This is a genomic window from Vibrio agarivorans, from assembly GCF_030409635.1.
GTDB classification, from domain to species: Bacteria; Pseudomonadota; Gammaproteobacteria; order Enterobacterales; family Vibrionaceae; genus Vibrio; species Vibrio agarivorans.
Genome location: NZ_JAUFQF010000004.1, coordinates 2,366,516 through 2,390,675, shown reverse-complemented (window position 1 = coordinate 2,390,675; position 24,160 = coordinate 2,366,516). Strand labels below are relative to the sequence as shown.

The following is a 24,160-nucleotide window of genomic DNA, read 5'->3' as shown; positions in this document are numbered from 1 at the left end:
GTTACGCTTCACCTTTAAGCGCAACTGGTAGGCCAGCAGCGACAAACACCACATGATCTGCAATCTTGGCAATCGCTTGATTCATCCAACCCGCATGGTCGACATAACGACGCGTGATTTCACCGAGAGGCATAACTCCCAGTCCCACTTCATTTGACACTAATACCACGTTGGCTTGTGTTGTTTTGAGGGAAAGCACCAACTCTTCGACTGCGTGACGAATTTGACTATCGGCCTCAACAGGAGTGACACCGTCACCAATGTTGACAATCACGTTAGTGAGCCAAAGTGTCAAGCAGTCAACTAATATCCAATCGCCCGATTTGGCTTTATCTAAACGGTGTGCTACCTCAAGCGGTATTTCCTCTACCACCCAATCTTTGTCGCGATGCGCTTTGTGGTGTTCAATTCGACGACTCATCTCATCGTCTAAGCCTTGTGCAGTAGCGATATAATGCATCGCATCAGCTGGTGACTGCTCTAAGATCTTTTGTTCGGCATAACTGGATTTACCAGAGCGTGCACCGCCTAAAACAAGCGTAATCATGCACTTATTCCTTTGGCAAATGGCCCGTCTTCTTCGCGAGATCTTGCATTGCCTCGGCAAAAGTTGTGGTGCCACCTTTCGCTTGTACCTGCACCACTTTATATCTCATATTTTCAAGCGCTTGACGCTCAGCCAAAACGCCTGCGTCATCGGGTTCACTGCCCGATACTGGCTGATGAATGTAACACCCTTCCAGTTGCCCATCTTCGACTAATTGGTGGTGTTTCAGTGCATTAATATCAAAGTTCATAATGATTGTTTTCTTTTGAGATAGGGAGTATCTGTGCCAATAGTCGCAAATACTTGTCATGTTGTTTGTATCATAAGGCATTTTACGCCACAAAAGCTAACGCTGATATGGTCAAGCAATCGCATTTACACAATGAAGTAAAGATAACGAGCACAGAACAAATAAACCTGTTTTGAATTCAAGACAAAAGAAACGATACCGCTCTGCATCATAAATGCAAACAGCTATGCAATTAATTACCGCCATTCAATATTGCGACAAATTGTCGCACAATGCATTCAAATGTAACCAACTCGCTTTGCTCGGGTACTCTTGGGTTGAAAATAAGCTTGAAATCTATTTACTCCATCTCGATTCTCACGAGAACTTTTACCAAAAGCTCAAAAGTCAGCGAAAAACTGATTTGAAATTCATTGACTCTTAACAACAGCACTATTGAATCATCATGAGCATGATGATGTACAACGTCAGTTCAGACACTTGTTGAACCGCACCTAAACAGTCACCAGTAAAGCCCCCTAAGCGTTTGTCTAACCAGATTTGGAACAATACCCGTAAGATCATCATCGAAACCAGCATGATGGATGCTGGTACTGGAGGAATACCTATCAAAGGCGTGACACCAATGGCTATCGCGCACCAAAACTCAGCCAGAGTTTGCCTTTGGGCCAACGGCTTACTTTTACTGCCCGCACTATCCGTTACATACTTCATGTCATAGATAAGCGTGACAGCGACTGCGCGACTTAACCCATAGCCAATAAGCAACACTAACATTGGGCTAATGAGGCCTGAACCAAAAAGTGTCACCAACAATTGCCACTTTAAGAACAGCGCCAATATGAGGGTAATCGTACCATACGTCCCCAAGCGACTGTCTTTCATGATCTCTAAACGGCGCTCAACCGTCATGCCTCCACCGATGCCATCGGCCATATCTGCAAGACCATCTTCGTGAAACGCCCCAGTCAATAGTACGCTCAATATCATTGTGAGTAGCACTGCCACCTCGATTGGCAGCACATAACTAAACGCCCAATAGCCAGCATAAACGATCGCACCAAGCGCTAAGCCTACCAATGGAAAATAACGCCCTGAGCGGTTCATGCGCTCTTCAGAGTACGGCGTTGATTGAGGTATTGGAATGCGAGAAAAAAAGCCCAACGCGAGCCAAAACAGTTCCCATTGGTACTTTAAAAATTTAACCATTAAACAGTAACTCCAGCTTGTTCAAAGCTTGCCATAGTGTTGTAAAACTCTGCGCTTGCTCTCAATAAAGGTAAAGCAAGAACGGCGCCGGTCCCCTCTCCTAATCTTAGCGCTAAATCAAGTAATGGTTTAGCTTCTAAAAGTGCAAGTAACAGCTGATGCCCTGACTCTTGAGAGCAATGCGCAAAAATCATTTGCTCTAAGCACTCTTCACGCATCAGGGTCGCAACATAGGCAGCAACCGACACAATAAAACCGTCGACAAGCACAATCATGTTGTGCTCTTGGGCGGCGAGAAACGCCCCCACTATTTGCACAATTTCAAAGCCGCCCACTTCAATCAGTGCTTGCTTAGGTGTTGCCTCTGATACCCTGATAACCGCTTGCTCGATTAACGTTCGCTTAAGCGCCAGCTGTTGATTACTGACCCCTGTCCCATAGCCAACACATTGCTCGACAGGTTGCTTGGAGAGCACCGCTAATAGCGCAGCGGCACTACTTGTATTACCAATGCCCATCTCACCAAACATCACTGTATTACACCCTTGATCAGCAAGGCTGTGTACCCGTTCAGCTCCCAGTTTAAGGCCACGTTCAACCTGTTCTAATGTCATGGCGGCCTGTTGCGAGAAATCACGCGTTCCTTCTCCTAAACGCTGTTCAAAATAGTGTTCGGCCTTTGAAGGTACAGGCGCAATCATCCCACAATCGACAATTTCCATCGCAACATCATTGGTTCGACAAAAACAGTTCGCCGCAGCGCCTCCTGCTAAAAAGTTTGCCACCATCTGCTGAGTCACAACACTAGGTGCAATACTCACCCCCTGCTCGGCAATGCCATGATCCCCAGCAAAAATGATTAGCGTTGGCTTTTTCACCAGAATGGACTCTGGTGCTGTCTCTGCTCCTTTACCTTGAATCACAGCCATCTGCAGCGCGACTTGTTCAAGTTGCCCCAGTGCACCAAGTGGCTTAGTTTTGCTGTTGATCTTATTTTGAATATCTTGGCTCAGTGGTGAGTTAAGCATCATAACGTCCTTATTGTATCGGTCTGTTAGCACTGAAGGTTGCTTTGAGAAAAGCCTATTCTTGACAGTTTTTCATGAGTTTAGCGTGCTTGACTGTCTACGGCTACAACGAAGCTAAACGGGAAGGTCGGCAAAACGTTGCTGCCTGTGATCGTCTAGAACCGCCATTGTCTATAATGTAAAGACATCAAACGTTGGCTGACAAAACAATATATAACAAGGAGTCCATATGTTTGCTAATCAACAGTCGAAGAAACGTGCACCCGCTAGGAAACCTAATAGCAGTAGAAAAGTCCCACTTTCAATGACATAAGGTGCGCAATAAGTGATTCGGTGATATTTTACTAACCAAGCATAGGGAGCAATGGATTACTCCCTTTGCGGCACCGTTTAATCACTCATTGGAGTAAACTCATGACCTCGCAACAGGAATACACAGCGGTTATCGCTGGCGCGACTGGCTTAATAGGCGAAGAGTTGGTCAAGCTACTGTTAGAAGATAAAAACTGCAAAGCCGTGTTAGCTTTATCGAGGCGAGAACTCCCCTATCGAGATAAGCGCTTAATTCAGTGCCTAGATCCAAAACTAGAACTGGATACCCAGCACTTGCCGACATTAGCACAAGCGCCAATGTATGGCTTCATCGCACTAGGCACGACACTTAAACAAGCCGGCTCAAAAGAGGCACTTGCTGACGTTGATTTGCACCTTGTCACCAAGGTTGCTCAGCAACTCAAAACCGTTGGTGTCGAACGACTGGCCGTAGTGTCGAGTATTGGGGCGTCATCCACCAGCTTAGGCCACTATCTCAAGTGCAAAGGCCAAATGGAAGATAACCTTTCTGCTCTGAACTTCGAACATTTGAGCATTTTTAGACCGGGGCCCTTAGAAGGATTGAGAGAAGAGCAGCGTACCAACGAACTCATCACTTCCGCGGTGCTTAAAGTTATACAACCGATAATGAAAGGCAAACTTCGAAACTATCGCCTTATCCATGGTAAAACCGTGGCACAATCCATGCAAATCGCCATTCAGTCAGACAAGAAAGCGCAAGTTCTGTTTAGCCGAGATATGGAAAGATTAGTTCGGTAAAAAAGGGTCAGAGTCAATTAACGCTAAGCGTTAATTGACTCTGACCCTTTTTCCTGCCCGTCAAATAGACTAAGATACACGCCCTTTTTGTATCAGTATCGTGACTTTAATGACAACACCAACCTCCTTTGCCAATCTTGGCGTGATTTCTCAACTTCTTGAACGATTGGAAGAGCTTGAGTATCGCGAGCCCACTCCGATCCAAACCGAAGTGATCCCACACATTCTTCAAGGCAAAGATCTGATTGGTGGTGCAAATACTGGCTCTGGTAAAACGGCGGCGTTTGCTCTTCCGTTAATTCAACAGCTACTGAAAGAAAGTGTATCTGACAAGGCATCCAGCAGAAAGGGTGGGAACTTTGTTTCTCACCTAGTCCTTGTTCCTACACGCGAGCTCGCCTCTCAAGTGGCATACAACATCAAGTCTTACTCATATCACCTAAGAAATCAGATCAAGACCGTTGCTGTATTTGGTGGCGTTTCTGCGAACTCTCAAATGCTTGCACTGCGCGGCGGCGCCGACATTATTGTGGCGACACCAGGCCGTTTGCTTGACCTAGTATCAAGCAACGCTATAAAGCTAAACAAAGTAAAAACGTTAGTGCTAGACGAAGCCGATCGCATGTTAAGCCTAGGCTTTACTGAAGAGCTAAATCAGATACTGTCACAGCTACCTAAGCAAAAACAGACTCTGCTATTTTCTGCGACATTTCCAGAAAAGGTCAACACTCTGACTGCTTCGCTATTGCATAACCCAGTTGAGATTCAGTTACAAAGCGCTGATGCTAGCACGCTTGTACAGCGTGTTTTCACCGTCAACAAAGGTCAAAAAACAGCCGTTCTTGCTCAGCTAATCAAACAGAATCAATGGCGACAAGCGCTTATTTTCGTCAACGCCAAGAACGCATGTAACCACTTGGCACAAAAGCTTTCAAAGCGGGGTATTACTGCTGAAGTGTTCCACGGTGACAAAGGCCAAGGCGCTCGAACTCGTGTTCTCGACGGGTTCAAATCAGGTGAGATTGAGGTGTTGATCGCTACAGATATTGCAGCTCGTGGTCTTGATATCGATAAGCTACCTGTCGTGATTAACTTTGATCTGCCACGCAGCCCTGCTGATTATATGCATCGTATCGGTCGAAGTGGTCGTGCTGGCGAAATTGGTCTGGGCATTTCTCTGATTGACTACGATGATTACCATCACTTTAAAGTCATCGAAAAGAAAAACAAAATTCGTCTAGAGCGTGAGCAAGTCGAAGGATTTGAAGTAGATGAAGACTACAGCGAAGCCTACTTCGCGCCAATGAAGCCTCGAGCAAAACCTGCTGGGACAGGTAAGAAAAAGAACAAGAAATAACGAAAAAGGGTCAGAGTCAATTAGGTGAAATTGACTCTGACCCTTTTTCGATTTGCTATAATGTCCGCTCTACCCGCTGCAAGTTTGCATCAATTTCCTGATCCCCTTTCAGGCGCTCCCACAAGGTATTCAGATGCTCAAAACCACGTTCACCAGGGTATCGTTGGGTTGATTCAAGCAGTGCCCACTCCCCAACTTCGTCTCGTTCAGCAAATGCAAATTCAAATGATAGGTTGTTCGCCATACCAAGTCGTAGGTCAGATACGATCAACATACCGCTCTCTTCTCGATAATTGAGATACCCGTGCGAGAATGCACGCAGCCCCATTAACGTCGTTGGTTCCTCTTCTAAAGGCCATGCGCTGAGAGGTCGATTTACGAATTCTATATGACTATCTTGATCGAAGAGAGAAGCCAATCCTTCCCAGTATTTTCCGTCATCCATCACCACTATGCGCCACAACACAGTATTAAACGGGGTTGGCGTAATCAACACACGCTCACTCGGTATCGCTTGCGCAGCAAGATTGGCCTCTACACGCTTAGCGACGACTTGCTGAGCGGTATAGCCCCATCCGAGGTACAAGGTGGATATCAATACGACTGCCTGACACCATCGCCCGCCGTGTTGCTTGGCAAAACAGGCTACACCAATAGCGAGCATAAGAGGCAATGTATATAAGGGATCAATAATAAACACATTGCGTAGCTCGAAATAACCATCCAACGGCCACAATAATTGAGTGCCATAGGTTGTCATTGCATCAAGCAAGGTGTGCGTGATCAAAACGCTAAGGGTGACAAAAGAGACACGCTTAAAAGACCAAAACGTATCCGGTCTAAAACGGCTATATAACCATGAAATCAGTAACGCTAAGGGCGGCAGAACGAATAAAGAATGGCTGAACCCGCGGTGCTTAATAGTGTTGTTCACCGCATCACCATAATCGAGAAATACATCGAGATCGGGTAACGTACCCAGTAAAGCGCCTACCAGCAGAACCTTTGCATTGCAACGCTTACCCGCTATCGCACCCGCGACCGTGGCACCAAGCGCCGCCTGTGTAATTGAATCCATATATTATTTAAGCCGTGTTGAATGAGTGACGAAAATTATTATTTCCCCAAGTCTGTGTCAAATTGTACGTTGCAAATCTTGTCTAGATTTACATAGTTTTACCAACCCCTTTTTCAAGATTAGCGCCGAGGTGGATACAAAAAACGAATCGATGGCGGCACTGATTCCCAAGCCACATCATTGACTTTTTTGCGGTACGAATATTGATAAAGCCTTTGCATATAGTCTTTCCCCATTGGGTCTTCTCCTTCAACCTCGGGAAAGTCTTGTCCAATATAAGCTAAGTTAAAATTGATATTGTTGCCTTGCGCATAGTGAAAGATAAACTCAATATCCCCTACTCCTTGACTCAATAAAAGCGTATCCATCGACCGGGCAGAGATATCAAAGAAGCTGATCTGGGTGGGCTTGTATTTTGGATGAAGTGTACCATTTCTAAGCACATAGAGGTTCTGTTTATCCCCACTGGCCATTGTTTTTATATCAAACCATTGAGGAGCGAAAAACACCTGACGCACAATACCACCATCAACATGCAGCTCATCAAATGTCGTTCCCTCTATATTGAGTTCAATCTTACGCACAGGAAATGCGCCTGGAACTGAACTGCTGGCAATAATAAGGTCTTGGATAAGCCGTGTTGCTTTAGGAGAACCATATTCGGCTATCCGGCCAATATCCCAAATCGCAAGTCTTTGATGATCAAGGTCAGCAGTGCCAATAAATAGTTTTCTGCCAAGGCGACTTTCAAAGGCTATCTCTGTCACCAGTTGATCGTTAATGATGGACTGAACTTTGGCTTCAAACTTAGAGTTATCAAACAGCGCCTTCTCACTAAAAATAGAGAATACATTGTTGGTTTCAAACAGATCGTTAAAATCCGTCTCTGTATAAAGCTCTTTAAGTACATGGTCATAATCACTGCCCAGAAAAGCAAAGATAGACACGATAGCCCCAGTAGAAACACCTGTGACAACATCAAACTCTGGTCGTGTGCCTTTTTCTGTCCACGCAGTTAATATACCGGCCGAAAATGCACCATTAAAACCACCACCAGAAAGTGCGAGATAGTTGACTACCCCATCTTGATTGAGGCGATTTTGGAAATGCTCTCTGCTGTAGCGATTAAATAATGCACTATCAAAACTGTTCGCATCACCATCCCATGTTCGAATAAACTCACTTTCTAAAGGCGCGTAGTCATCCGAAATCTCAATGGCCTTCCTTTCGGTGGAAGAACAAGCCACCAAAGTCAACAAACTCAATACTGTCCATAAGGTTTTACGCATCGTCGATCATCCAATAATCCTTTACACCCAGTACCTGATTCAGTGACTCGTATTGTGAATAGAATATTAATAGACGATGTGCCACCGAGTTGTGAAGCACTTTAATGCTAAGAAATTATGACAACCATTGTTGCTAAGCTCAGGAATCGCCTGTCAAAGCGCGGAGCTGCACACATCGACTAACTTGTATATAAAACCTTCCCTTTTGCTCTCATTGAGAATCAATAACCGCGAGTACCTTTAACCTCACTATGTCAATCATACCTATTCTCAATGGCAAACTTGCAACCCACTTTGCCTATGCAAGACTTATAGAAACAGCGATAACGGAGGTATATGATGTTTTATGTTAATCGCATCGCAGTTGTTTTCTTTTTGGCACTCGTTCTTTCCGGATGCAATATCTCCATTGTGAGTGGAGGCGCTCGCTGCACAACTGTCGACAATCGTGACATTGATGGTTCATTTGGTACTCGAGATGTCTATCGAATCGACACGGGTAGAGAAACCAGAATTGGATACAGCCAATTTGGGCGTCAGGTTTTACACAGTGAATGCGCCCCCGCAAGAACCACATACCGCGCGACTGAAACACTTTATGAATGGTTTGAGTTTGGTCAGCCCATAGAGGAAGACGGTATTCTTTCACTCAGGTTTTACACCGCGAACAATAGAACCAACTTGCATGCAATACGTAAAGTTCGTCTCGGCATCGCGACAGAAGAGTTTTCTGACAAGTCACTGAGCAGCTCCAGCACACCTACGATGAGGAAAGCTATCTTTTTAGGTGAGTTTCCCTTCGATCGTATTGAGGTCGTCAACAATTTTGATTTCGACAACGTTAAACAGGTAAGCGCCACTATCGGAACGAGTAATAAGACAAAGCGTTGGAATGACAATACTCAACAATATGATTGTGTTTACACTTCGCCAACGTCTACCCGTATTGATAATGGTTGTGAGAACGAAGTCTCTTTGGATGATCAGTTTTTGGACCAAAGTGCTCCGTTAGTTGATTACTTTGATGCCCTGTCTGGCTCCTTCCGCTACAACACTAACGAAAGTACTTATCAGCGCCAACTCAACCTGTATTAAGCAGTATAAAGAAAGCGTCGGCCACGAGTTTCCGTCGGCGCATGCTACCCCCCGATAAATTGGCAGAATCCTCTCACTCACTTAACTTTCTAACGTACGTCCAAGCTCCCTTAGCTAAAGCATCTTTTTGTGAATAGTCCTTGCTTGCTTTGGGTTAATTGTCGGATACTTAACATCGATATTGTGAGTTTGACTGTATCTCTCTGATAAACCGAATTTTAGTGTCAGCCATAGAGACTTTTAGACGTCAAATGTGTGCTTTAGTATCAAGCTCAAACTGGGCATAACAAAGCAAGATTAAACAAATGAGACTCATAATATTGACAAACCAGTAGAAATACGCCCCAAAACATCAAGTACCGGACTCGCTTATGCCCACAGAGAATCAACCTACATTCTTCTTCTTTGATTACGAAACCTGGGGCACTAACCCCGCAACAGATAGGCCTAGCCAGTTTGCGGGGGTTCGTACTGACGAGAACTTTAACGTCATTGGTGAGCCGTTAGTTATCTATTGCCAACTGCCTTCTGATTATCTTCCGTCACCGGAAGCGGCATTGATTACTGGCATTACTCCTCAAAAAGCCAATGCAGAGGGCTTGCCTGAGCCAGAGTTCATTCGTCGTATCCATGAAGAGCTTTCTAAACCGAATACCACTAGCTTGGGTTATAACAGTATTCGCTTTGATGATGAGGTGACGCGCTACACTTGCTATCGCAACTTTATCGACCCGTACGCTTGGAGTTGGCAAAACGGTAACTCACGCTGGGATCTCTTGGATGTGATGCGTGCTTGTCATGCGTTAAGACCCGATGGGATTAACTGGCCTGAGAATGATGAAGGCTACACTAGCTTTAAGCTTGAACATCTTTCGGTAGCGAATGACATCGAGCATGAGAATGCACACGATGCGATGGCAGATGTGATTGCGACCATTGAAATGGCAAAGAAACTCAAGGCGGCGCAGCCTAAGCTGTTCGACTTTTTCTTGCAGTATCGACACAAGCGAAAGCTTAACGAGCTGATAGATATTGTCGAAATGAAGCCCTTGATGCATGTGAGTGGCATGTTGGGCCGTGAATGCCAATACACGAGTTGGATTGTGCCTGTGGCTTGGCACCCGACCAATAAAAATGCGGTCATTGTAGTTGACCTAGCCAAAGACGTGTCACCTATTTTAGAGCTTGATGCAGAGAGCTTACGTGAACGTTTATACACTAAGCGTTCAGATCTTGAAGCACAAGACTTACTACCAGCGCCGATCAAACTGGTTCAACTGAACAAATGCCCTATTCTCGCGCCAGCCAAGACACTGACGGCTGAGAACGCGGCCAATATCGGTATCGACCGTGAAAAGTGTTTAGCGAATTTAGCACTACTTCGTCAACACCCAGAGATCCGTGAAAAACTCCTTTCTATTTATCAACAAGAAAGAGAATACGACTCTGCATCGAAAAACGTGGATAGCATGCTTTATGATAGCTTCTTTAACCCAGCCGATCGCGCGGCAATGGATGTTATCCTTAGTCAGTCTCCAGAAGCACTCGGCAGTTTAGATATTACCTTTGATGACCAGCGTATCGCGCCACTTCTGTTCCGCTATCGTGCTCGTCACTTCCCATGGACATTAACTGAAACAGAGCAACAAAAATGGATGGCGCATTGCCGTGACTATTTTGAATCGCGTTTACAAGATTATACCCTCAATCTTGAGAACTTAGTTCATGAGCATGAATCTGATGAAAACAAGATGCGAGTATTAAAAGCGGTGTACGATTACGTTGCCAAGTTGGTCAACTAGGGGCCTATCGCGTGATTGCTAAGACATTGTTCCTCACAATTTTTGAGTATGCTCGTTCGTTTGCATTGATTGGCTTCGCCTTGATGCTGGGGATCACACTCCAAACCGTATTGGGTGTATCAGTACCAGGCAGTATTTTTGGGATGCTCATTCTGTTTTTCGCACTGGCTCTTGGGTTAGTGCCCGTTGAATGGGTTAGGCCTGGTGCGAGCCTGTTTATTCGTCATATGATCTTTTTGTTTGTCCCAATCAGTGCCGGATTGATGGTGCATTTTGACCTTCTGCTGGATAACTTGTTGGCGATCATTGCTAGTGTCGTTGCGGGCTCAGCCATCGTTTTGATAGTAATGAGCTACTGCATCGAAAAACTCGTCAGTAAGGACATATAACGATGTGGTTCGTATTCACTCTGATCATTTTTGTCTTGGTACGCAAAATCTGTATCAAGATTCGTTCCCCACTGTTTAACCCGTTACTCGTGAGCTTAATGGTCATTATTCCTATTCTGACCCTGCTCAACATACCTTATGAAACCTATTACGCCGACAATGAGTGGGTGACTTGGTTACTGCAGCCAGCGGTGGTAGCGCTTGCGTTCCCATTGTATGAACAGTTACCGCAAATCCGACGAAACTGGAAGCTGATTATTCTCAGTTGTACCATTGGTAGTTTGATGAGTATGCTTTCTACGGTCGGGTTTGCACTGCTGCTCAATGTGGACTTTGAGTTGCTTGCCAGTTTAATGGGGAAATCTGTTACAACGCCTATTGCGATGGAAATCGCGAGCTTTCTTGGTGGAGTCCCTGCTATCGCGGCAATTATGGTACTCATCGCCGGGCTATTTGGCGCTATTCTGGCCTACCCTATTTATCGCCTTCTCAACATTAAAAGCCCAATATCACGAGGGTTAACCATGGGATGTGTCTCGCACGCGCTAGGTACTGCTACCAGTGCGGAGAAGAACAACCAAGATGCAGCGTTTAGCTCGCTGTCTCTTGTCATCTGCGGTATTGTCACCTCTATTGCTGCGCCGATGATCATGTCTATGGCAATTTGGCTAACAACCTCGTAACCCTACCCTTGACGCTTCAGTGATATACATCACTATATTTGTGCAATTTTGGTAAATTGCAGCACATTGCAGTGACAAAGATCACTGCAATGACGTCACGATGAATTACAATGAAGGCATAATTAATTTCGAGGATGAAAAATGTCGACTCGTTTTGAACTGGCTCTAGCACAGATTCCTGAGCCTCAACGTCATTCTTTTTCTGCGCTATTCAATAGTGAATCATTTGATGGGGTGATTACCCCACAGCAGTTCAGCGAACTGCAACAAGCCACTGCACTAACAGTCAGTGAACTCAAAGTCGCGCTACTGCCCTTTGCTGCCGCATACTCTTATGCGCCAATCTCTGAGTTTTTTGTTGGTGCAATAGTACAAGGCACGTCTGGTAATCTGTACTTTGGCGCAAACATGGAGATCCTTGGGGCGCAGCTCGCCCAAACTGTCCATGCAGAACAATCAGCAATCAGTCATGCATGGATGAAAGGCGAAACCGGTCTTTCAGACATTACGATCAACTACAGCCCTTGTGGTCACTGTCGTCAGTTCATGAATGAGCTTTCTACCGCTCAGACGTTAACCGTTCAGTTACCGCAACGTGATGCAAAAACACTGCAAGAGTATCTACCAGAATCGTTTGGCCCGAGTGACTTAGGTATTGAGTCGGGCTTAATGACACCTGTCGATCACGGCTACGATTTATCAGACGTTGATACACTGGTGAATGGTGCTGTTGAAGCGCTGAACCAGAGCCATGCACCCTATACGGGCAACTTAAGTGGTGTCGCAATTGAAGTGAACGATGGTCGTATTTTTAAAGGCGCTTATGCCGAAAATGCGGCGTTCAACCCGAGCCTGCCTCCACTGCAAGTAGCTATCGTACAGCTTCTTATTGCTGGCTTGAGTCTTACTGACATCAAATCCGCAGCACTAGTGGAACTTGCGAGTGGTAAGATTAGTCACTTACCGGAAATGCAATCAACTTTAGAAACGATCAATCCCGAAATCACGGTTGAGTACGCTGCAATTTGATGGTTGCTGTAAGGCTTCAGAATTCAATAAAGCGCATCACGATAAACTGATGCGCTTTTTTGTTGCTTGACGTCTTACTATCGACGGTTTATTCGAGGTGATATTTAACACCCTCTAAGCACTTTCCCGTGACCGAATATGTTTGACTAAAAAGGATTCTAACGGTGGCATGGCTTCATCAATCAAAGGCCGACGAGTGGCCGAACGCTCACTACTATAGGGCGTGCCATGACCGCGGGGGTTCGGTTTCTCCAAGCCTTTTCTTTGACGTTTTTTAGGCTTGATAAACTGGCTCAATGCGTTTTGCATATGTCACTTTACCTGTTTCACAACACCCTATTCCTTCAGGTTAATGACGTCCTTGCTAGATTAATAAATGATGAGAATGACCGTCAAAGCAATCATAAGCGCCAAGACAAAATCCCTTAAACCCAAAGGCTGGGTAGCCGATGGATCGGATTGTTCGATGAGTCGCTGCAAACGTTCCTGTTTAGTCTCACGATTTCGATGGAATAGTTGCATTTATACGATCTCGAATTGCGTGTCTTGCCACTCTTTATTCAGTGCAGACGATTTAAGTAAGAAAATAGGTTAGGCAACTTGCGGGATTCTGAGTAGGTCATTTCATGACAACTGAGTCTATGCCGTCTTTTGGGTAGGTAAAAACAAGAAGCGGCTCACAAATCGCTTTGTGAGCCGCTTTAAATCTAACTGTTGTGATTGAAAGGGTTAGCCTTTCATTTTTGTAAACATGGTTTGTGGATCGAGGTGTTCTACCAGCGGCAAGTGGTCAAGCTTACTATCGAAAACAAACTTGGTCGCTAATACCCGTACCGTATTCACTAGTTTTTCTGCATCCCAAGGCTTTTCAAAGTAGTGCTCTACCCCAGCATCATTGATTGCTTCAATGGTGTCGCTGTGTGTGGCCTGTCCGGTTAACAACACTTTTTTGGTTTGGGTAAAGCGGCCATCTAAGTGGATCTCTTTGAGCAACTCAACCCCGGTTTTGTCCGGCATAACATGGTCAGAGATCACAACTGCAATGTGCTGACCTTCAGCATCAAGCTCTTCCATTAAGTCAAAGGCCTCATCGGCAGATTCACAGTCTTCGATTGTAAGCCAATCACTTAATGCTGCCATATCTGCGACAACAGCACTTAATACCTCACGCTGATCATCAACACAAATTACATACAATGATTCCATATCTTCCTCCGTGAACTACTGAATAAAGCCAATAATATTAAGAATCCAAACCATAACGAAACTTAGGGCAACACCAATCAGCCCCAAAATAACGCCAACGCGCGCCATCTGCTTTGTGTTAACAAATCCAGTGGCGTGAGCTAATGCATTCGGTGGTGTACTGATTGGCAGTGACATACCCAGTGAAGCCGCAAACGTCACCACTAAGATAAGAGTCATGATGCCACCCAATGGCAGAAGCCCTTCCATCGATAAACCAAGCGCTGCCATAATTGGCATCAACAAGTTAGCCGTTGCCGTATGTGACATGAAGTTCGCCATTAACAAACAGAGGGCAGCTGCACCAACTAGCACCGCGTATGGTGACAAAATGCCGAATGGAATACTGCCTACCACCAACTTGGCCAACCCTGTTTTATCTAGCGCAAGGCCCAATGCGATACCGCCTGAGACTAGCCATAACACATCCCAAGAGATCCCTTTCAGATCTTCTTTATTAATTATGCCTGTCATTGAGAACACAGCCACCGGGATTAAAGCAACGGTATAAGAGTTCATTCCATGAGATGATCCCATCAGCCATAAAAGGATGGTTAAGCCGAAGGTGATATATACCGTGATGGCTTTTGGCGTTTTCAGGAACTTACCTTTGATATCTAGGTTAACTGTCTCTTGATCTGATGGATACAACCTACACATCAACACCCATGCAATGGCCATCATCACAACAACGAAAGGAATACCAAACGCCATCCACTCCCCAAATGTAATGGTGTGTTCATCGACTAGGTATTTAAGTGCAATCGCGTTGGGCGGCGTGCCGATCGGCGTACCAATCCCACCAATGTTTGCAGCGACAGGAATACATAATGCGAGTGCTATGCGCCCTTTATCTTCAGCGCCAAACACGGCAATCACTGGTGCAAGGATAGAGAGCATCATCGCCGTGGTTGCTGTATTCGACATAAACATCGAGAACACACCAGTAATCAACATTAAACCGAGCATCACATATTTAGGTTGGTTGCCGAACGGCTTTAACATCACTCGCGCTAAGTTAACGTCGAGTCGGTATTTGGTTGCTGCCATAGCCAAAAAGAAGCCGCCGAGAAACAGCATAATGATCGGGCTAGAAAACGTAGCCATCAAATCTTGATAAGCAAGCAGCTCACCAAACTCTGGTTCGCCTTCCCCACTTCTAAACCACAGTATGCCCTTATCGGAGAGTAACAATAGCTCTAGTACAATCACCACTACTGAAGTAGCGTAAATTGGAATGGGTTCAAATACCCAACACAAAGCAGCAAGAAAGAAAATTGCGATTACACGTTGTTGAATAATCGTCAGTCCCTCAAAAGGAAAAGCACTTGTTGGTAGCAACAAGATCATCAGCGGTATAACGAGGGGAATAACGAATTTTAACGACAGTTTCATAGCGTCTCTAATTCCATTTAAGCGTTCCATAAACAAATAGCGTTTACTTTCAGTAAGTAAACGCCTAACTGCATCATTTTCGCTCAATGTAACATTTAATTACTTAGCGTTAGATCAATGAATAGTCAGAGTTTTCGCTTGATCCCACCAATAACGAACAATCCGTAAGCGAACGCGCGCAAACGTTTGCTTTTCATCTAAGATACAGTATTATCCGCAGCTATTAATCATGATCGCGAAAGCACTAAGAGGATTATTCTATGTTTGGTACTGCGACGGCGAAGAGTGCAACAAAAGTATTGCTACTCGGTTCTGGTGAGTTAGGTAAAGAAGTGGCGATTGAATGTCAGCGCCTAGGTTTTGAAGTGATTGCTTGTGACCGTTACGAAAACGCACCTGCGATGCAAGTGGCTCATCGCAGCTACGCGCTAGATATGCTTGATGGTGATGCACTCGCAGCGCTTATCGAAAAAGAGCAGCCAGATTACGTTGTGCCAGAGATTGAAGCGATCGCGACTGATACATTGGTTGAGCTAGAGCAGCAAGGTTTGAATGTCGTTCCAACAGCGAAGGCGACGAAACTGACGATGAACCGTGAAGGCATCCGCCGCCTTGCGGCTGAAGAGTTAAGCCTAACAACGTCCCCTTACCAGTTTGCTGACGACTATGACGCGTTTGTTGCTGCGGTTAATGAAGTGGGCGTACCTTGTGTTTGTAAACCGGTAATGAGCTCTTCTGGTAAAGGCCAGAGTGTGATTAAAACACTGGAAGATGTCGACCAAGCTTGGGAATACGCTCAAGAAGGCGGCCGCACAGGTGCTGGCCGTGTGATTGTTGAAGGCTTTATCGACTTTGATTATGAGATCACTCTACTGACCGTTCGTGCAGTTGATGGCGTTCACTTCTGTGCACCTATTGGCCATCGCCAAGAAGATGGTGACTATCGCGAGTCTTGGCAGCCACAAGCGATGTCTGATACTGCCTTGAAAGCCGCAGAATACACGGCAGAACAAATCGTTAATGCACTTGGTGGTTACGGTATCTTTGGTGTGGAGCTTTTCGTAAAAGGCGATAAAGTGATCTTCAATGAAGTCTCTCCTCGCCCACACGATACTGGACTTGTAACTCTGATGTCTCAAGACATGTCAGAGTTTGCATTGCACGTTCGTGCATTTACTGGCCAGCCTATTTCTGCCATTACTCAGTTTGGCCCAGCAGCATCAGCGGTCATTTTGGGCCAAGGCACGTCTCAAGACATTCAGTTTGATGGTATTGCCCAAGCAGTTGCGCAACCACAAACGCAAATTCGTCTTTTCGGTAAGCCAGATATTGATGGTCGCCGTCGCCTTGGAGTGATTGTTACACGCCGCAACTCTATCGAAAAAGCAGTAGAAGACGCTGTGGAAGCGACTAAACAGGTTAAGATCAGCTACTAGGCTCGTTCAGTGAGTTTAAATTAACGGATAGCGTGATTTTACAGGCCCGTTAATACGTTCAAAGCCCTTACTTCCTTATTAATACGCATGGATAATAAGGGCTTTGTTGTATTCAAGCGTTAGTAACTATCAACGCTAGTAGCTATCCACGTTAGTTACAATCCGCATTAGTGACTATCCGCGTCAGTCAAAACCCAATAGCTACTCGATAGGCCACGTCAATGATCATACGCTCGGCTTTTGTAACAGGAAGACGCTCTCAGCAAAATGACTCAAGCCTTTTTCTGCACGTTTAGGATGCTGCTCATCGGCTACATCGGTTGCAAGTCGCTCGATGGTGTATTTCTTAAACAGAGTTTGAATTTCATTCTCTAATACTGCGAATGGAGGGCCTGCTATTTCCGATTGGTCATATTCAAGAGTCACCAGAAGAATTCTCCCGCCAGGCTTTAACAGTGCATCAATACGCTGAGCATATTCCGCTCGCATCTCAATGGGCAATGCGATAAGAGCGGCTCGATCGTAGACTAACTCTACAGGCTCTATAGGTGCTGTAAAAAAGTCGCCCGTGTAAATAGACAGCTCATCAAACTGGTACAGCTCATGTTGCCCAGAAATAGAAGTCACCATCGGCGTGTAAAAATGCTCAGAAAAAAACGCTCGCACCGCGATTTGACTCAACTCGACACCCTGAACCTCATCATGCTGCGTAGCCAGCCAAACCAAATCTTCACTTTTTCCACACAGCGGCACAAAGACTTTGTCTTCTCGATGAGGGTTGAGTTTATCCCAATGAGAGATGAGCAGAGGATTCACATCCTCCAAGTGAAATCCAATTCGATTTGACGCCCATTTGTTGTGCCAAAATTCAGGGTCCTTCATTTGCTTTCCATACTATTGAGTGATGACGCAGTATGATAAATGAAAATAGGCGGATTGGAACCTGCGATAGCCGTTCACAAATAAATGGCAACAAAAAAGCGACCTTGCGGTCGCTTTTTCTGATTTGAGAGGGTTTATCCTTCAACCTTTATACTCTCAACGCGAGACTTGAGCTTCTGCCCTGGGCGAAACGTCACCACACGTCTTGCGGAAATTGGGATGTCTTCGCCAGTTTTAGGGTTTCGACCCGGACGTTCGTTCTTGTCACGTAGATCGAAGTTTCCAAAACCCGACAGTTTGACTTGCTCGCCGTTCTCGAGAGCCTTGCGAATTTCTTCAAAAAATACTTCAACCGTTTCCTTGGCGTCCCGTTTACTGTAATCCAGTTTCTCGAACAGGTTCTCTGCCAAATCGGCTTTAGTGAGCGCCATAAAACTTCCCTCAAAGCTGTGTTTATTCATCACTGCATGTGCAGCACCTAACTTTTGTTCAGTCTTTCAATGACCTACAGACCAAACTACGCAAAGTGTAAGCCAACCTTATGATTTTCGCCAACTTTTTACATGACATTGTTCAAAAATCATCAAAACCATTTGTATAAACATGACAACAAACAAAGCAATAATCCATAAGTTAGAAAACTTATAGAGTTTAATCCTAATATTCAATCAAAAATTTCGCAATACAGGATAAAACGCCTATTTTACAATCTTTGCTGGTCAAACCAAAATAACAGTATCAAATTAGTTAAATCTCTAAAATTCATAAACTTACATAAGTACCTGACAGATTTGTCAAGACTGTTTTGATGCGACTCTCGAAAATGAAACTCTCTCAAAATTAGTACTTTTTAACAATTGATCAATTAATCTCACATTTACCTTTAAATCAAAGATCTTTGAACTATGCTTTTTAGGTAGTTGGTCTAAATAATAAAAAATCATGATTTTCTGATACTTAGCTTAAACAATTTTTGTTTAAGGTGTCGTCCTCAAGACGTCAAAGGAGAGACAAGGTGAAGTGGAACAATAAATTGGCGCTAAGCATGATCGCCTTTGCCACCAGCTCAGTTCATGCTCAAACATTAGAGCAAGCTGTCGCACATACGATAAAAACTAATCCGACCATTAAAGCTCAATACAACGAATTTATTAGTAAACGTTATTTGAGAGAAGCATCAGGAGGGCAATACCTCCCTAGTATTGATTTAGAAGCGGGGATTGGCTACCAAGACATAGAAAATCCTAGTAACACGCAAAACTGGGATTTTGGTGATTATACGGGCAATGAAGTAAGAGTTTCTCTTACACAATTACTGTGGGATGGCAACGCCACATTAAACGATATGGATCGAACTGCTGCGGATGCCGAATCCGTTCGCTTGCAACTTTTAGCCGATGCTGAAGATATTGCATTAGAAGTGGCCAGAATCTATCTCGATGCAACAAAAGCCTTCGAGTTACTTACTTTATCTGAAGGTAACTTGCGCACCCATAAAGAAATATACAGCGACATAAAGAAACGAGTAGATTCCGGCATTGGTTCTACAGCTGACTTATCGCAAGTTGAAGCTCGTGTGGCCAAAGCGCACGGTAACCTGCTTGCCGCACAGAACAACTTATATGATGTTCATACAGAGTTTACTCGCATCGTCGGGCAAGCTCCTCAGGGCTTGATTTATCCTAGAGCCGACAACAACTTCATTCCTCGCTCACTTCAAGACGCTATTGATATTGCATTCAAAGATCACCCTGTGATTCAGGTCAGCCACGCCGATGTTGATTCAGCTAAGTTTCAATACAAACAATCGAAAGGCGTAAACCTACCCACTTTTACCATTGAAGCATCTCAATCTTGGCGAGACGATATGGATGGAACCGCTGGAAGTGATGACGAAACCTCCGTGATGCTACGCATGCGTTACAACCTTTATAACGGCGGCTCTGATGTAGCCAATCAAGACAACTTCGCCTACCAGCTCAACAAAGCCAAAGACTTACGAGATAGTTCATATCGCCAAGTCGAAGAAGGCCTTCGTTTGGCTTGGAGTGGGTTAGAATTAACACAGCAACAAAAACTCTTCTTAGCTGACCACGTCGATTCTGCATCAAATACCGTTGTCGCGTATGAGAAGCAATACAAAATCGGTAAACGTACCCTCCTTGATGTACTGAATACCGAAAACGAGCTGTTTGAAGCACGCAAGTCATTCCTAGACGCAAAGTATGGTGAGCAATACGCTAAATATCGCATCTTAAATGCGACGGGCGTGTTACTTGACTCGTTAAGAGTCGAATCGCCAAATGAGTGGCAAGAGAAGATGGAGTACTAATATGAAGACACGTTTATTATCAGTCGCCATTTTAGGTGCTTTACTTTCTTCACAAGCATTGGCTGATGCGGTTTATTACGAGAAAGATACTAACGATGAGTACGATTATCGAGATACTCCAGTACCAAACCAGACTTTTGATCTTCTAGACGATGACAAAGATGGTGTTATCAATGCTCGTGATATGTGCCCTGGCACGCCGATTGGCGCAGAAATTGATAACGAAGGTTGCGGCACCATGTCGGCTTCACGATCTCAGATGCAAATTTACATTCTGTTTGAAAATGATTCCGACGAGATTGGCGTTGCTTTTATGAATCAAATTCGTGATATGGCGATGTTCCTGAAAGATTTCCCTCAAACGTCTATTGAACTGAAAGGCTATACCAGTAAAGTCGGCAGTGATGAATACAATCTGGACTTATCTAAACGCAGAGCAGCAGCAGCTGAAAACGCACTCAAGAAATACGGCATCACTGACGATCGTATTCGTATCATTGGTTTTGGTGAATCAGAGCTTGTTGCCCAGGGTGATGAAGAGGTCAGCCATGCTCAAAACCGCCGAGTTGTCGCGACAGTTGTTGGATTAGAAAACGTGGTCGATATGGAGTGGAATATATTCACTACCCTCCCCAATAAACGTCCTTAGACGACTTTCTTCAACAAGCGCTCCTTCGGGAGCGTTTTTGTTTTCTAGATTCGATAGTTTACATATTCGCATAAAGCCAAAAGTGCTATAGTGTTCAACGTATTGAAGAATCATCTTCTAACTATTATTGAGATTTTCATAATGACTAAACTGACAGATAACATTGACGCTAACCTAGAGCTATTTATTAGCGAAACTAAAGACACCGCAAAAGTATGGGGTCTGCGTAACGAAGATGGTTGGTTGGCTGTAGATTCAACCGAATTTGAAAACTCTGAAGTGATGCCATTTTGGTCAAATGAAGCCGATGCAAAACTTCACAACGTTGAAGAATGGGCTGATTTCGAAGTGTTGGAAATTCCACTTGATATTTTTGTTGAAGATTGGCTAATCACACTCGACGAGGATGGTGTGCTTGTGGGTCCTAACTGGAACGACAAGCTAGAAGGTAAAGAAGTAGAGCCAGCAGATATGGCGAAGAAATACCTTTAAGGTCTATTTCCTTCTTTCTATAAAGCCCAGAGTCGGTTTATCGACTCTGGGCTTTTTGTTTGCCTACAGTTTATATCAACGCTCATCCTTGATATAAATAAACCAAAGGATGAATGGAAGCACTTATGGAACTAATTTTTAAGGACGTTACGTTAACATCCCCTACTACACGATTGTCTATCAAGGATTGGAAAATCCATCACAAAGAAAGCTGGGTTCTGTTTTGTACTGATGGTACTTCCATAAGTGCTTTGTTTGATAACTTGGGCAAATCTGACGATGAAACTATCGTAGACGGAGAGATAGACAACCCCTATTCATGGGTGCAGGTCTCTCTTAAAGAGCAGCAGCGCTTACTTGAAGATGAACTGGCTAAAGATGATACAGACTTTCTAGATAAGATTGACCAAGGCAGTACGGTTGCTGAATTGATTTCAATCAAGGGTATGACTTCAACCAAACGCCAGCAACTACTTGAGCAGCTAGACCTTCAGCACCTAGCAAATACTGGTTTCCGCGCCCTGTCTACGGGTGAAAGCCGCAGAGTCATGCTGGCCAGAGCAATTGCCCTCAATCCCGACGGGTTGTTACTCGATGACCCTTTCGCTGGCCTAGATATTCAACATCGCCAATCGCTGCAGCACTACTTAGCGACATTGAGCACTACCATGCCGATTCTCTGCGGTATTTCTCGTTTTGAAGACATGCCAGCCTGGGTCGATAAAATCGCCCTATTTGGTCATCACTCCCTAGTCGATACCTTCTCCTTTGGTGAATGGCAAGAGCACCGCGTAATCAAACAACTCACCTCACAAAGCAAACGGCAATCAGAAAAAGTTCAACCGTTGCTGGATAAACACAAGCACCTCTCAACGGATGGCGACACCATATTCAAAATCCAAGACGGGCATGTTGCCTATACCGATAAAGTCATCTTTACCGGCCTAAATTGGCAGATAGACCCATTGCAACACTGGCAGATAAAAGGACCGAATGGCTGCGGAAAAAGTACGCTACTTGGACTCATTTTTGGTGACCATTCCCAGTGTTATAGTAACGATATCGTCATCTTTGGTCGACAGCGTGGCAGTGGTGAAACAATCTGGCAAATTAAGCAGCAGATTGGAATGGTCTCTTCTGCGTTGCACCTTCAATATCGTGCAGGCTGCAGCACTCTTGAGGCTGTCATCTCAGGATTTTATGATTCTATCGGTCTTTATAGAAAGCCAACAAAAGCACAAATTGATGAAGCGCTTGAGTGGTTGGAGATTCTTCATTTATCGGAATATCGAAATACACCATTTCGTCAACTCGATTATGCACAGCAACGCCTGGCCTTACTTGCTCGTGCACTGATCAAACACCCCAGATTGCTGATCTTAGATGAGCCCTATCAAGGTTTAGATTATTTGGGCAGAATGCTTTTCAAAAACACAGTAAGTTATCTCGTCAGTAAACAACTATGCCAAGTTCTATATGTGTCTCACTATGATGAAGACAAAATCTTAGGAATAGATAATGTACTTAGCTTTCATTTTGATGAAGGATTACAATGTTATCGAGCAAAAATTAACACCGTGGCATAAACCATCGACTTTTGAGTATATCAATGCAAACACCTGACATTAAGTTTATCGCCTCCGACATGGACGGCACATTACTCGATCAATACGGTCGTCTAGACCCAGAATTATTCGAAATCATCTTACAGCTTGAAAGCAAAGGTATACTTTTCTCTGCCGCTTCTGGCCGTCAATATTATAGCCTGCGGTCCTGAGCCTTTTTAGAACCACACAAACACGAAAAGGGCTTCAATGACGAAGCCCTTTTTAGGGTTTATTTCGTACCATAAATGATATGGATTAATATTTTACTGTACCTCTGATAGGGTAGTTTCCTTGCGCTCTAACGAAAGTTAATCCTTTAACAATAGCACTAAGTTCTGGACGGAAGAAAGGTGCATTTGAAATGTTAATCATTTGCAATGTGCCATGTTGGTTAATCACAAATAATGCTGGCTCAGAGAAATTGTGGTCTGTTTCTTGTTCTGAGCGTGGCGTAGAGATATAAACACCAAGCTGCTTCATTTGCTCTTCCGTTAGTCCATAAGCTATCGGGTAAGTAATTTCTAATTGATTTAGGTGCTGTTCCAATTGAGCTTTGGAATCAGCAGAAACCGCAGATACACTGATCCCAATCGCTTTTAGATCTTTCAAATACTGCTGCAGTTGATTCAAGTAACGAGTACAATGTGGACAATGACGACCACGATATACAACGAGTAACTGCCAATCTGCGCCACCATAAGCCTCATTTAAGTTGATGGAAGAGCCATCTAAGAGAGTTGCTTGCATTGCAGGAAAATTATCGCCAGTTGACAGCTTTATTGATTGTCTCATGATTACCTCATTAAATTATTAAAATTACCCATACCATAAGTAGTCTGATTATTAGTTACTTGTCGATGCCAAATAAAGCAAGTGCTTTGTCTTTCTCTAAATATTTGAAGCTAACAAAAAATTGGAATGCTGCGACAAATAGGAAAATCACTGACAATTGAACCAGAAATGCGACTGGCTCTGGTCTTACAAAGTATTCGTGGAACAAGGCTCCAATACAAACCCCTGTCAACAAAAAATAAGACACATAGATGGCATAAGCATTTTTTGCTCTATCAGCAATAAAAATATTTACAATCAGCAATAAGCCAACTCCTAGCTCTAACAAGCCCACGAATAATCGATAACTGTCTCCATCTACTGGCAGTACAGTGGCAAAGTAGTCAAATGTTTTGATGCTTATTGGGTTACCAACTAGCTTTGGCATTGCAAACTTCATCATAAAGATGAAACTAAAAAGATGTAAGAGATTAGAAAGTATC

At 44.3% G+C, this 24,160-nt stretch carries 25 protein-coding genes and 1 pseudogene; 14 read left to right on the top strand and 12 right to left on the bottom strand.

What is annotated here, in order from left to right; all coding sequences use genetic code 11:
* Nucleotide 1 precedes the first annotated feature (1 nt).
* On the bottom strand, nt 2-547 hold the full coding sequence (cobU, locus tag QWZ05_RS19520; protein ID WP_290300171.1) for a bifunctional adenosylcobinamide kinase/adenosylcobinamide-phosphate guanylyltransferase: 546 nt from the start codon (nt 545-547) through the stop codon (nt 2-4).
* Between the two features lie 4 nt (nt 548-551).
* A complete protein-coding gene (locus QWZ05_RS19515) occupies nt 552-797 on the bottom strand; it encodes a hypothetical protein (protein WP_264877430.1) in 246 nt (81 codons plus the stop codon).
* Nucleotides 798-1,011: 214 nt separating this feature from the next.
* Here QWZ05_RS19515 and QWZ05_RS19510 point away from each other — a divergent pair, with 214 nt between their 5' ends.
* Complete coding sequence (locus tag QWZ05_RS19510) at nt 1,012-1,221, top strand: type II toxin-antitoxin system RelE/ParE family toxin (protein WP_353958910.1); 210 nt, start codon at nt 1,012-1,014, stop codon at nt 1,219-1,221.
* Between the two features lie 8 nt (nt 1,222-1,229).
* Here QWZ05_RS19510 and QWZ05_RS19505 read toward each other — a convergent pair whose 3' ends face one another.
* Together QWZ05_RS19505 and cobT are read right to left on the bottom strand one after the other, a co-directional pair.
* On the bottom strand, nt 1,230-2,006 hold the full coding sequence (locus QWZ05_RS19505) for an adenosylcobinamide-GDP ribazoletransferase (RefSeq protein WP_290300167.1): 777 nt from the start codon (nt 2,004-2,006) through the stop codon (nt 1,230-1,232).
* Nucleotides 2,006-3,037 (bottom strand): nicotinate-nucleotide--dimethylbenzimidazole phosphoribosyltransferase, encoded by a 1,032-nt coding sequence (cobT, locus tag QWZ05_RS19500; protein WP_290300165.1) that lies wholly within the window; start codon nt 3,035-3,037, stop codon nt 2,006-2,008. The genes QWZ05_RS19505 and cobT overlap by 1 nt, the downstream gene beginning before the upstream one ends.
* 411 nt (nt 3,038-3,448) lie before the next feature.
* Here cobT and QWZ05_RS19495 point away from each other — a divergent pair, with 411 nt between their 5' ends.
* Both QWZ05_RS19495 and QWZ05_RS19490 read left to right on the top strand, forming a co-directional pair.
* Nucleotides 3,449-4,126 carry an NAD(P)H-binding protein gene (locus tag QWZ05_RS19495; RefSeq protein ID WP_290300162.1) on the top strand — a complete coding sequence of 226 codons (678 nt, stop codon included), beginning with the start codon at nt 3,449-3,451 and terminating at the stop codon, nt 4,124-4,126.
* Nucleotides 4,127-4,226: 100 nt separating this feature from the next.
* Nucleotides 4,227-5,483 carry a DEAD/DEAH box helicase gene (locus tag QWZ05_RS19490; RefSeq protein ID WP_290300160.1) on the top strand — a complete coding sequence of 419 codons (1,257 nt, stop codon included), beginning with the start codon at nt 4,227-4,229 and terminating at the stop codon, nt 5,481-5,483.
* 55 nt (nt 5,484-5,538) lie between these two features.
* Here the strand turns inward: QWZ05_RS19490 and QWZ05_RS19485 are convergent, their stop codons facing one another.
* The gene (locus QWZ05_RS19485) at nt 5,539-6,561 is read right to left on the bottom strand and encodes a metal-dependent hydrolase (protein WP_290300158.1); all 1,023 of its coding nucleotides are present in this window, start codon (nt 6,559-6,561) and stop codon (nt 5,539-5,541) included.
* Nucleotides 6,562-6,680: 119 nt separating this feature from the next.
* On the bottom strand, nt 6,681-7,850 hold the full coding sequence (locus QWZ05_RS19480) for a patatin-like phospholipase family protein (protein ID WP_290300156.1): 1,170 nt from the start codon (nt 7,848-7,850) through the stop codon (nt 6,681-6,683).
* Between the two features lie 336 nt (nt 7,851-8,186).
* Here QWZ05_RS19480 and QWZ05_RS19475 point away from each other — a divergent pair, with 336 nt between their 5' ends.
* From QWZ05_RS19475 to cdd, 5 genes are all read left to right on the top strand, one after another.
* Nucleotides 8,187-8,945, top strand: a complete 759-nt coding sequence (locus QWZ05_RS19475) for a hypothetical protein (RefSeq protein ID WP_264877422.1) — start codon at nt 8,187-8,189, stop codon at nt 8,943-8,945.
* Between the two features lie 371 nt (nt 8,946-9,316).
* Nucleotides 9,317-10,747, top strand: a complete 1,431-nt coding sequence (sbcB, locus tag QWZ05_RS19470; RefSeq protein ID WP_290300152.1) for an exodeoxyribonuclease I — start codon at nt 9,317-9,319, stop codon at nt 10,745-10,747.
* 14 nt (nt 10,748-10,761) lie between these two features.
* Nucleotides 10,762-11,136 carry a CidA/LrgA family protein gene (locus QWZ05_RS19465; protein WP_390216143.1) on the top strand — a complete coding sequence of 125 codons (375 nt, stop codon included), beginning with the start codon at nt 10,762-10,764 and terminating at the stop codon, nt 11,134-11,136.
* A 2-nt stretch (nt 11,137-11,138) separates the two neighbouring features.
* Nucleotides 11,139-11,819 (top strand): LrgB family protein, encoded by a 681-nt coding sequence (locus tag QWZ05_RS19460; protein WP_264877405.1) that lies wholly within the window; start codon nt 11,139-11,141, stop codon nt 11,817-11,819.
* A gap of 141 nt (nt 11,820-11,960) precedes the next feature.
* The gene (gene cdd / locus QWZ05_RS19455; protein WP_264877404.1) at nt 11,961-12,848 is read left to right on the top strand and encodes a cytidine deaminase; all 888 of its coding nucleotides are present in this window, start codon (nt 11,961-11,963) and stop codon (nt 12,846-12,848) included.
* Between the two features lie 729 nt (nt 12,849-13,577).
* Here the strand turns inward: cdd and QWZ05_RS19450 are convergent.
* Both QWZ05_RS19450 and QWZ05_RS19445 read right to left on the bottom strand, forming a co-directional pair.
* On the bottom strand, nt 13,578-14,054 hold the full coding sequence (locus QWZ05_RS19450; RefSeq protein WP_264877403.1) for a response regulator: 477 nt from the start codon (nt 14,052-14,054) through the stop codon (nt 13,578-13,580).
* 15 nt (nt 14,055-14,069) lie between these two features.
* The gene (locus tag QWZ05_RS19445) at nt 14,070-15,488 is read right to left on the bottom strand and encodes an SLC13 family permease (protein WP_290300149.1); all 1,419 of its coding nucleotides are present in this window, start codon (nt 15,486-15,488) and stop codon (nt 14,070-14,072) included.
* Nucleotides 15,489-15,748: 260 nt separating this feature from the next.
* Here QWZ05_RS19445 and purT point away from each other — a divergent pair, with 260 nt between their 5' ends.
* Nucleotides 15,749-16,924, top strand: coding sequence for a formate-dependent phosphoribosylglycinamide formyltransferase (gene purT, locus QWZ05_RS19440; protein WP_290300147.1), 1,176 nt, complete (start codon nt 15,749-15,751; stop codon nt 16,922-16,924).
* A gap of 225 nt (nt 16,925-17,149) precedes the next feature.
* Here the strand turns inward: purT and QWZ05_RS19435 are convergent, their stop codons facing one another.
* Both QWZ05_RS19435 and ihfA read right to left on the bottom strand, forming a co-directional pair.
* Nucleotides 17,150-17,806 (bottom strand): thiopurine S-methyltransferase, encoded by a 657-nt coding sequence (locus QWZ05_RS19435; RefSeq protein ID WP_290300145.1) that lies wholly within the window; start codon nt 17,804-17,806, stop codon nt 17,150-17,152.
* Between the two features lie 134 nt (nt 17,807-17,940).
* Nucleotides 17,941-18,237 (bottom strand): integration host factor subunit alpha, encoded by a 297-nt coding sequence (gene ihfA / locus QWZ05_RS19430; RefSeq protein WP_264877650.1) that lies wholly within the window; start codon nt 18,235-18,237, stop codon nt 17,941-17,943.
* Nucleotides 18,238-18,821: 584 nt separating this feature from the next.
* Between ihfA and QWZ05_RS19425 the strand changes: the two genes are divergently transcribed.
* From QWZ05_RS19425 to QWZ05_RS19405, 5 genes and pseudogenes are all read left to right on the top strand, one after another.
* On the top strand, nt 18,822-20,138 hold the full coding sequence (locus tag QWZ05_RS19425) for a TolC family outer membrane protein (RefSeq protein WP_446697399.1): 1,317 nt from the start codon (nt 18,822-18,824) through the stop codon (nt 20,136-20,138).
* Between the two features lies 1 nt (nt 20,139).
* A complete protein-coding gene (locus QWZ05_RS19420) occupies nt 20,140-20,787 on the top strand; it encodes an OmpA family protein (RefSeq protein WP_290300143.1) in 648 nt (215 codons plus the stop codon).
* 141 nt (nt 20,788-20,928) lie between these two features.
* Nucleotides 20,929-21,279, top strand: coding sequence for a DUF2750 domain-containing protein (locus QWZ05_RS19415; RefSeq protein ID WP_264877398.1), 351 nt, complete (start codon nt 20,929-20,931; stop codon nt 21,277-21,279).
* Nucleotides 21,280-21,404: 125 nt separating this feature from the next.
* The gene (locus QWZ05_RS19410) at nt 21,405-22,865 is read left to right on the top strand and encodes an ATP-binding cassette domain-containing protein (RefSeq protein WP_290300141.1); all 1,461 of its coding nucleotides are present in this window, start codon (nt 21,405-21,407) and stop codon (nt 22,863-22,865) included.
* Between the two features lie 23 nt (nt 22,866-22,888).
* Nucleotides 22,889-23,050 (top strand): annotated as a pseudogene (locus tag QWZ05_RS19405) (HAD hydrolase family protein); the annotation flags it as partial.
* 91 nt (nt 23,051-23,141) lie between these two features.
* On the opposite strand, the gene QWZ05_RS19400 reads toward QWZ05_RS19405, so the two are convergent.
* Nucleotides 23,142-23,678, bottom strand: a complete 537-nt coding sequence (locus tag QWZ05_RS19400) for a peroxiredoxin family protein (RefSeq protein WP_264877396.1) — start codon at nt 23,676-23,678, stop codon at nt 23,142-23,144.
* 55 nt (nt 23,679-23,733) lie between these two features.
* Nucleotides 23,734-24,105: a hypothetical protein gene (locus tag QWZ05_RS19395; RefSeq protein ID WP_290300138.1), complete on the bottom strand. Its 372-nt coding sequence runs from the start codon at nt 24,103-24,105 to the stop codon at nt 23,734-23,736.
* Nucleotides 24,106-24,160 lie beyond the last annotated feature (55 nt).

Coding starts and splice junctions, on each gene's coding strand:
- QWZ05_RS19415 (WP_264877398.1), top strand. CDS start 20,929: ATGACTAAACTGACAGATAACATTGACGCTAACCTAGAGCTATTTATT.
- QWZ05_RS19450 (WP_264877403.1), bottom strand. CDS start 14,054: ATGGAATCATTGTATGTAATTTGTGTTGATGATCAGCGTGAGGTATTA.
- QWZ05_RS19445 (WP_290300149.1), bottom strand. CDS start 15,488: ATGAAACTGTCGTTAAAATTCGTTATTCCCCTCGTTATACCGCTGATG.
- cobT (WP_290300165.1), bottom strand. CDS start 3,037: ATGATGCTTAACTCACCACTGAGCCAAGATATTCAAAATAAGATCAAC.
- QWZ05_RS19475 (WP_264877422.1), top strand. CDS start 8,187: ATGATGTTTTATGTTAATCGCATCGCAGTTGTTTTCTTTTTGGCACTC.
- QWZ05_RS19400 (WP_264877396.1), bottom strand. CDS start 23,678: ATGAGACAATCAATAAAGCTGTCAACTGGCGATAATTTTCCTGCAATG.
- cdd (WP_264877404.1), top strand. CDS start 11,961: ATGTCGACTCGTTTTGAACTGGCTCTAGCACAGATTCCTGAGCCTCAA.
- ihfA (WP_264877650.1), bottom strand. CDS start 18,237: ATGGCGCTCACTAAAGCCGATTTGGCAGAGAACCTGTTCGAGAAACTG.
- QWZ05_RS19485 (WP_290300158.1), bottom strand. CDS start 6,561: ATGGATTCAATTACACAGGCGGCGCTTGGTGCCACGGTCGCGGGTGCG.
- QWZ05_RS19510 (WP_353958910.1), top strand. CDS start 1,012: ATGCAAACAGCTATGCAATTAATTACCGCCATTCAATATTGCGACAAA.
- QWZ05_RS19435 (WP_290300145.1), bottom strand. CDS start 17,806: ATGAAGGACCCTGAATTTTGGCACAACAAATGGGCGTCAAATCGAATT.
- QWZ05_RS19410 (WP_290300141.1), top strand. CDS start 21,405: ATGGAACTAATTTTTAAGGACGTTACGTTAACATCCCCTACTACACGA.
- cobU (WP_290300171.1), bottom strand. CDS start 547: ATGATTACGCTTGTTTTAGGCGGTGCACGCTCTGGTAAATCCAGTTAT.
- QWZ05_RS19420 (WP_290300143.1), top strand. CDS start 20,140: ATGAAGACACGTTTATTATCAGTCGCCATTTTAGGTGCTTTACTTTCT.
- QWZ05_RS19495 (WP_290300162.1), top strand. CDS start 3,449: ATGACCTCGCAACAGGAATACACAGCGGTTATCGCTGGCGCGACTGGC.
- QWZ05_RS19395 (WP_290300138.1), bottom strand. CDS start 24,105: ATGCCAAAGCTAGTTGGTAACCCAATAAGCATCAAAACATTTGACTAC.
- QWZ05_RS19515 (WP_264877430.1), bottom strand. CDS start 797: ATGAACTTTGATATTAATGCACTGAAACACCACCAATTAGTCGAAGAT.
- QWZ05_RS19460 (WP_264877405.1), top strand. CDS start 11,139: ATGTGGTTCGTATTCACTCTGATCATTTTTGTCTTGGTACGCAAAATC.
- sbcB (WP_290300152.1), top strand. CDS start 9,317: ATGCCCACAGAGAATCAACCTACATTCTTCTTCTTTGATTACGAAACC.
- QWZ05_RS19505 (WP_290300167.1), bottom strand. CDS start 2,006: ATGGTTAAATTTTTAAAGTACCAATGGGAACTGTTTTGGCTCGCGTTG.
- purT (WP_290300147.1), top strand. CDS start 15,749: ATGTTTGGTACTGCGACGGCGAAGAGTGCAACAAAAGTATTGCTACTC.
- QWZ05_RS19480 (WP_290300156.1), bottom strand. CDS start 7,850: ATGCGTAAAACCTTATGGACAGTATTGAGTTTGTTGACTTTGGTGGCT.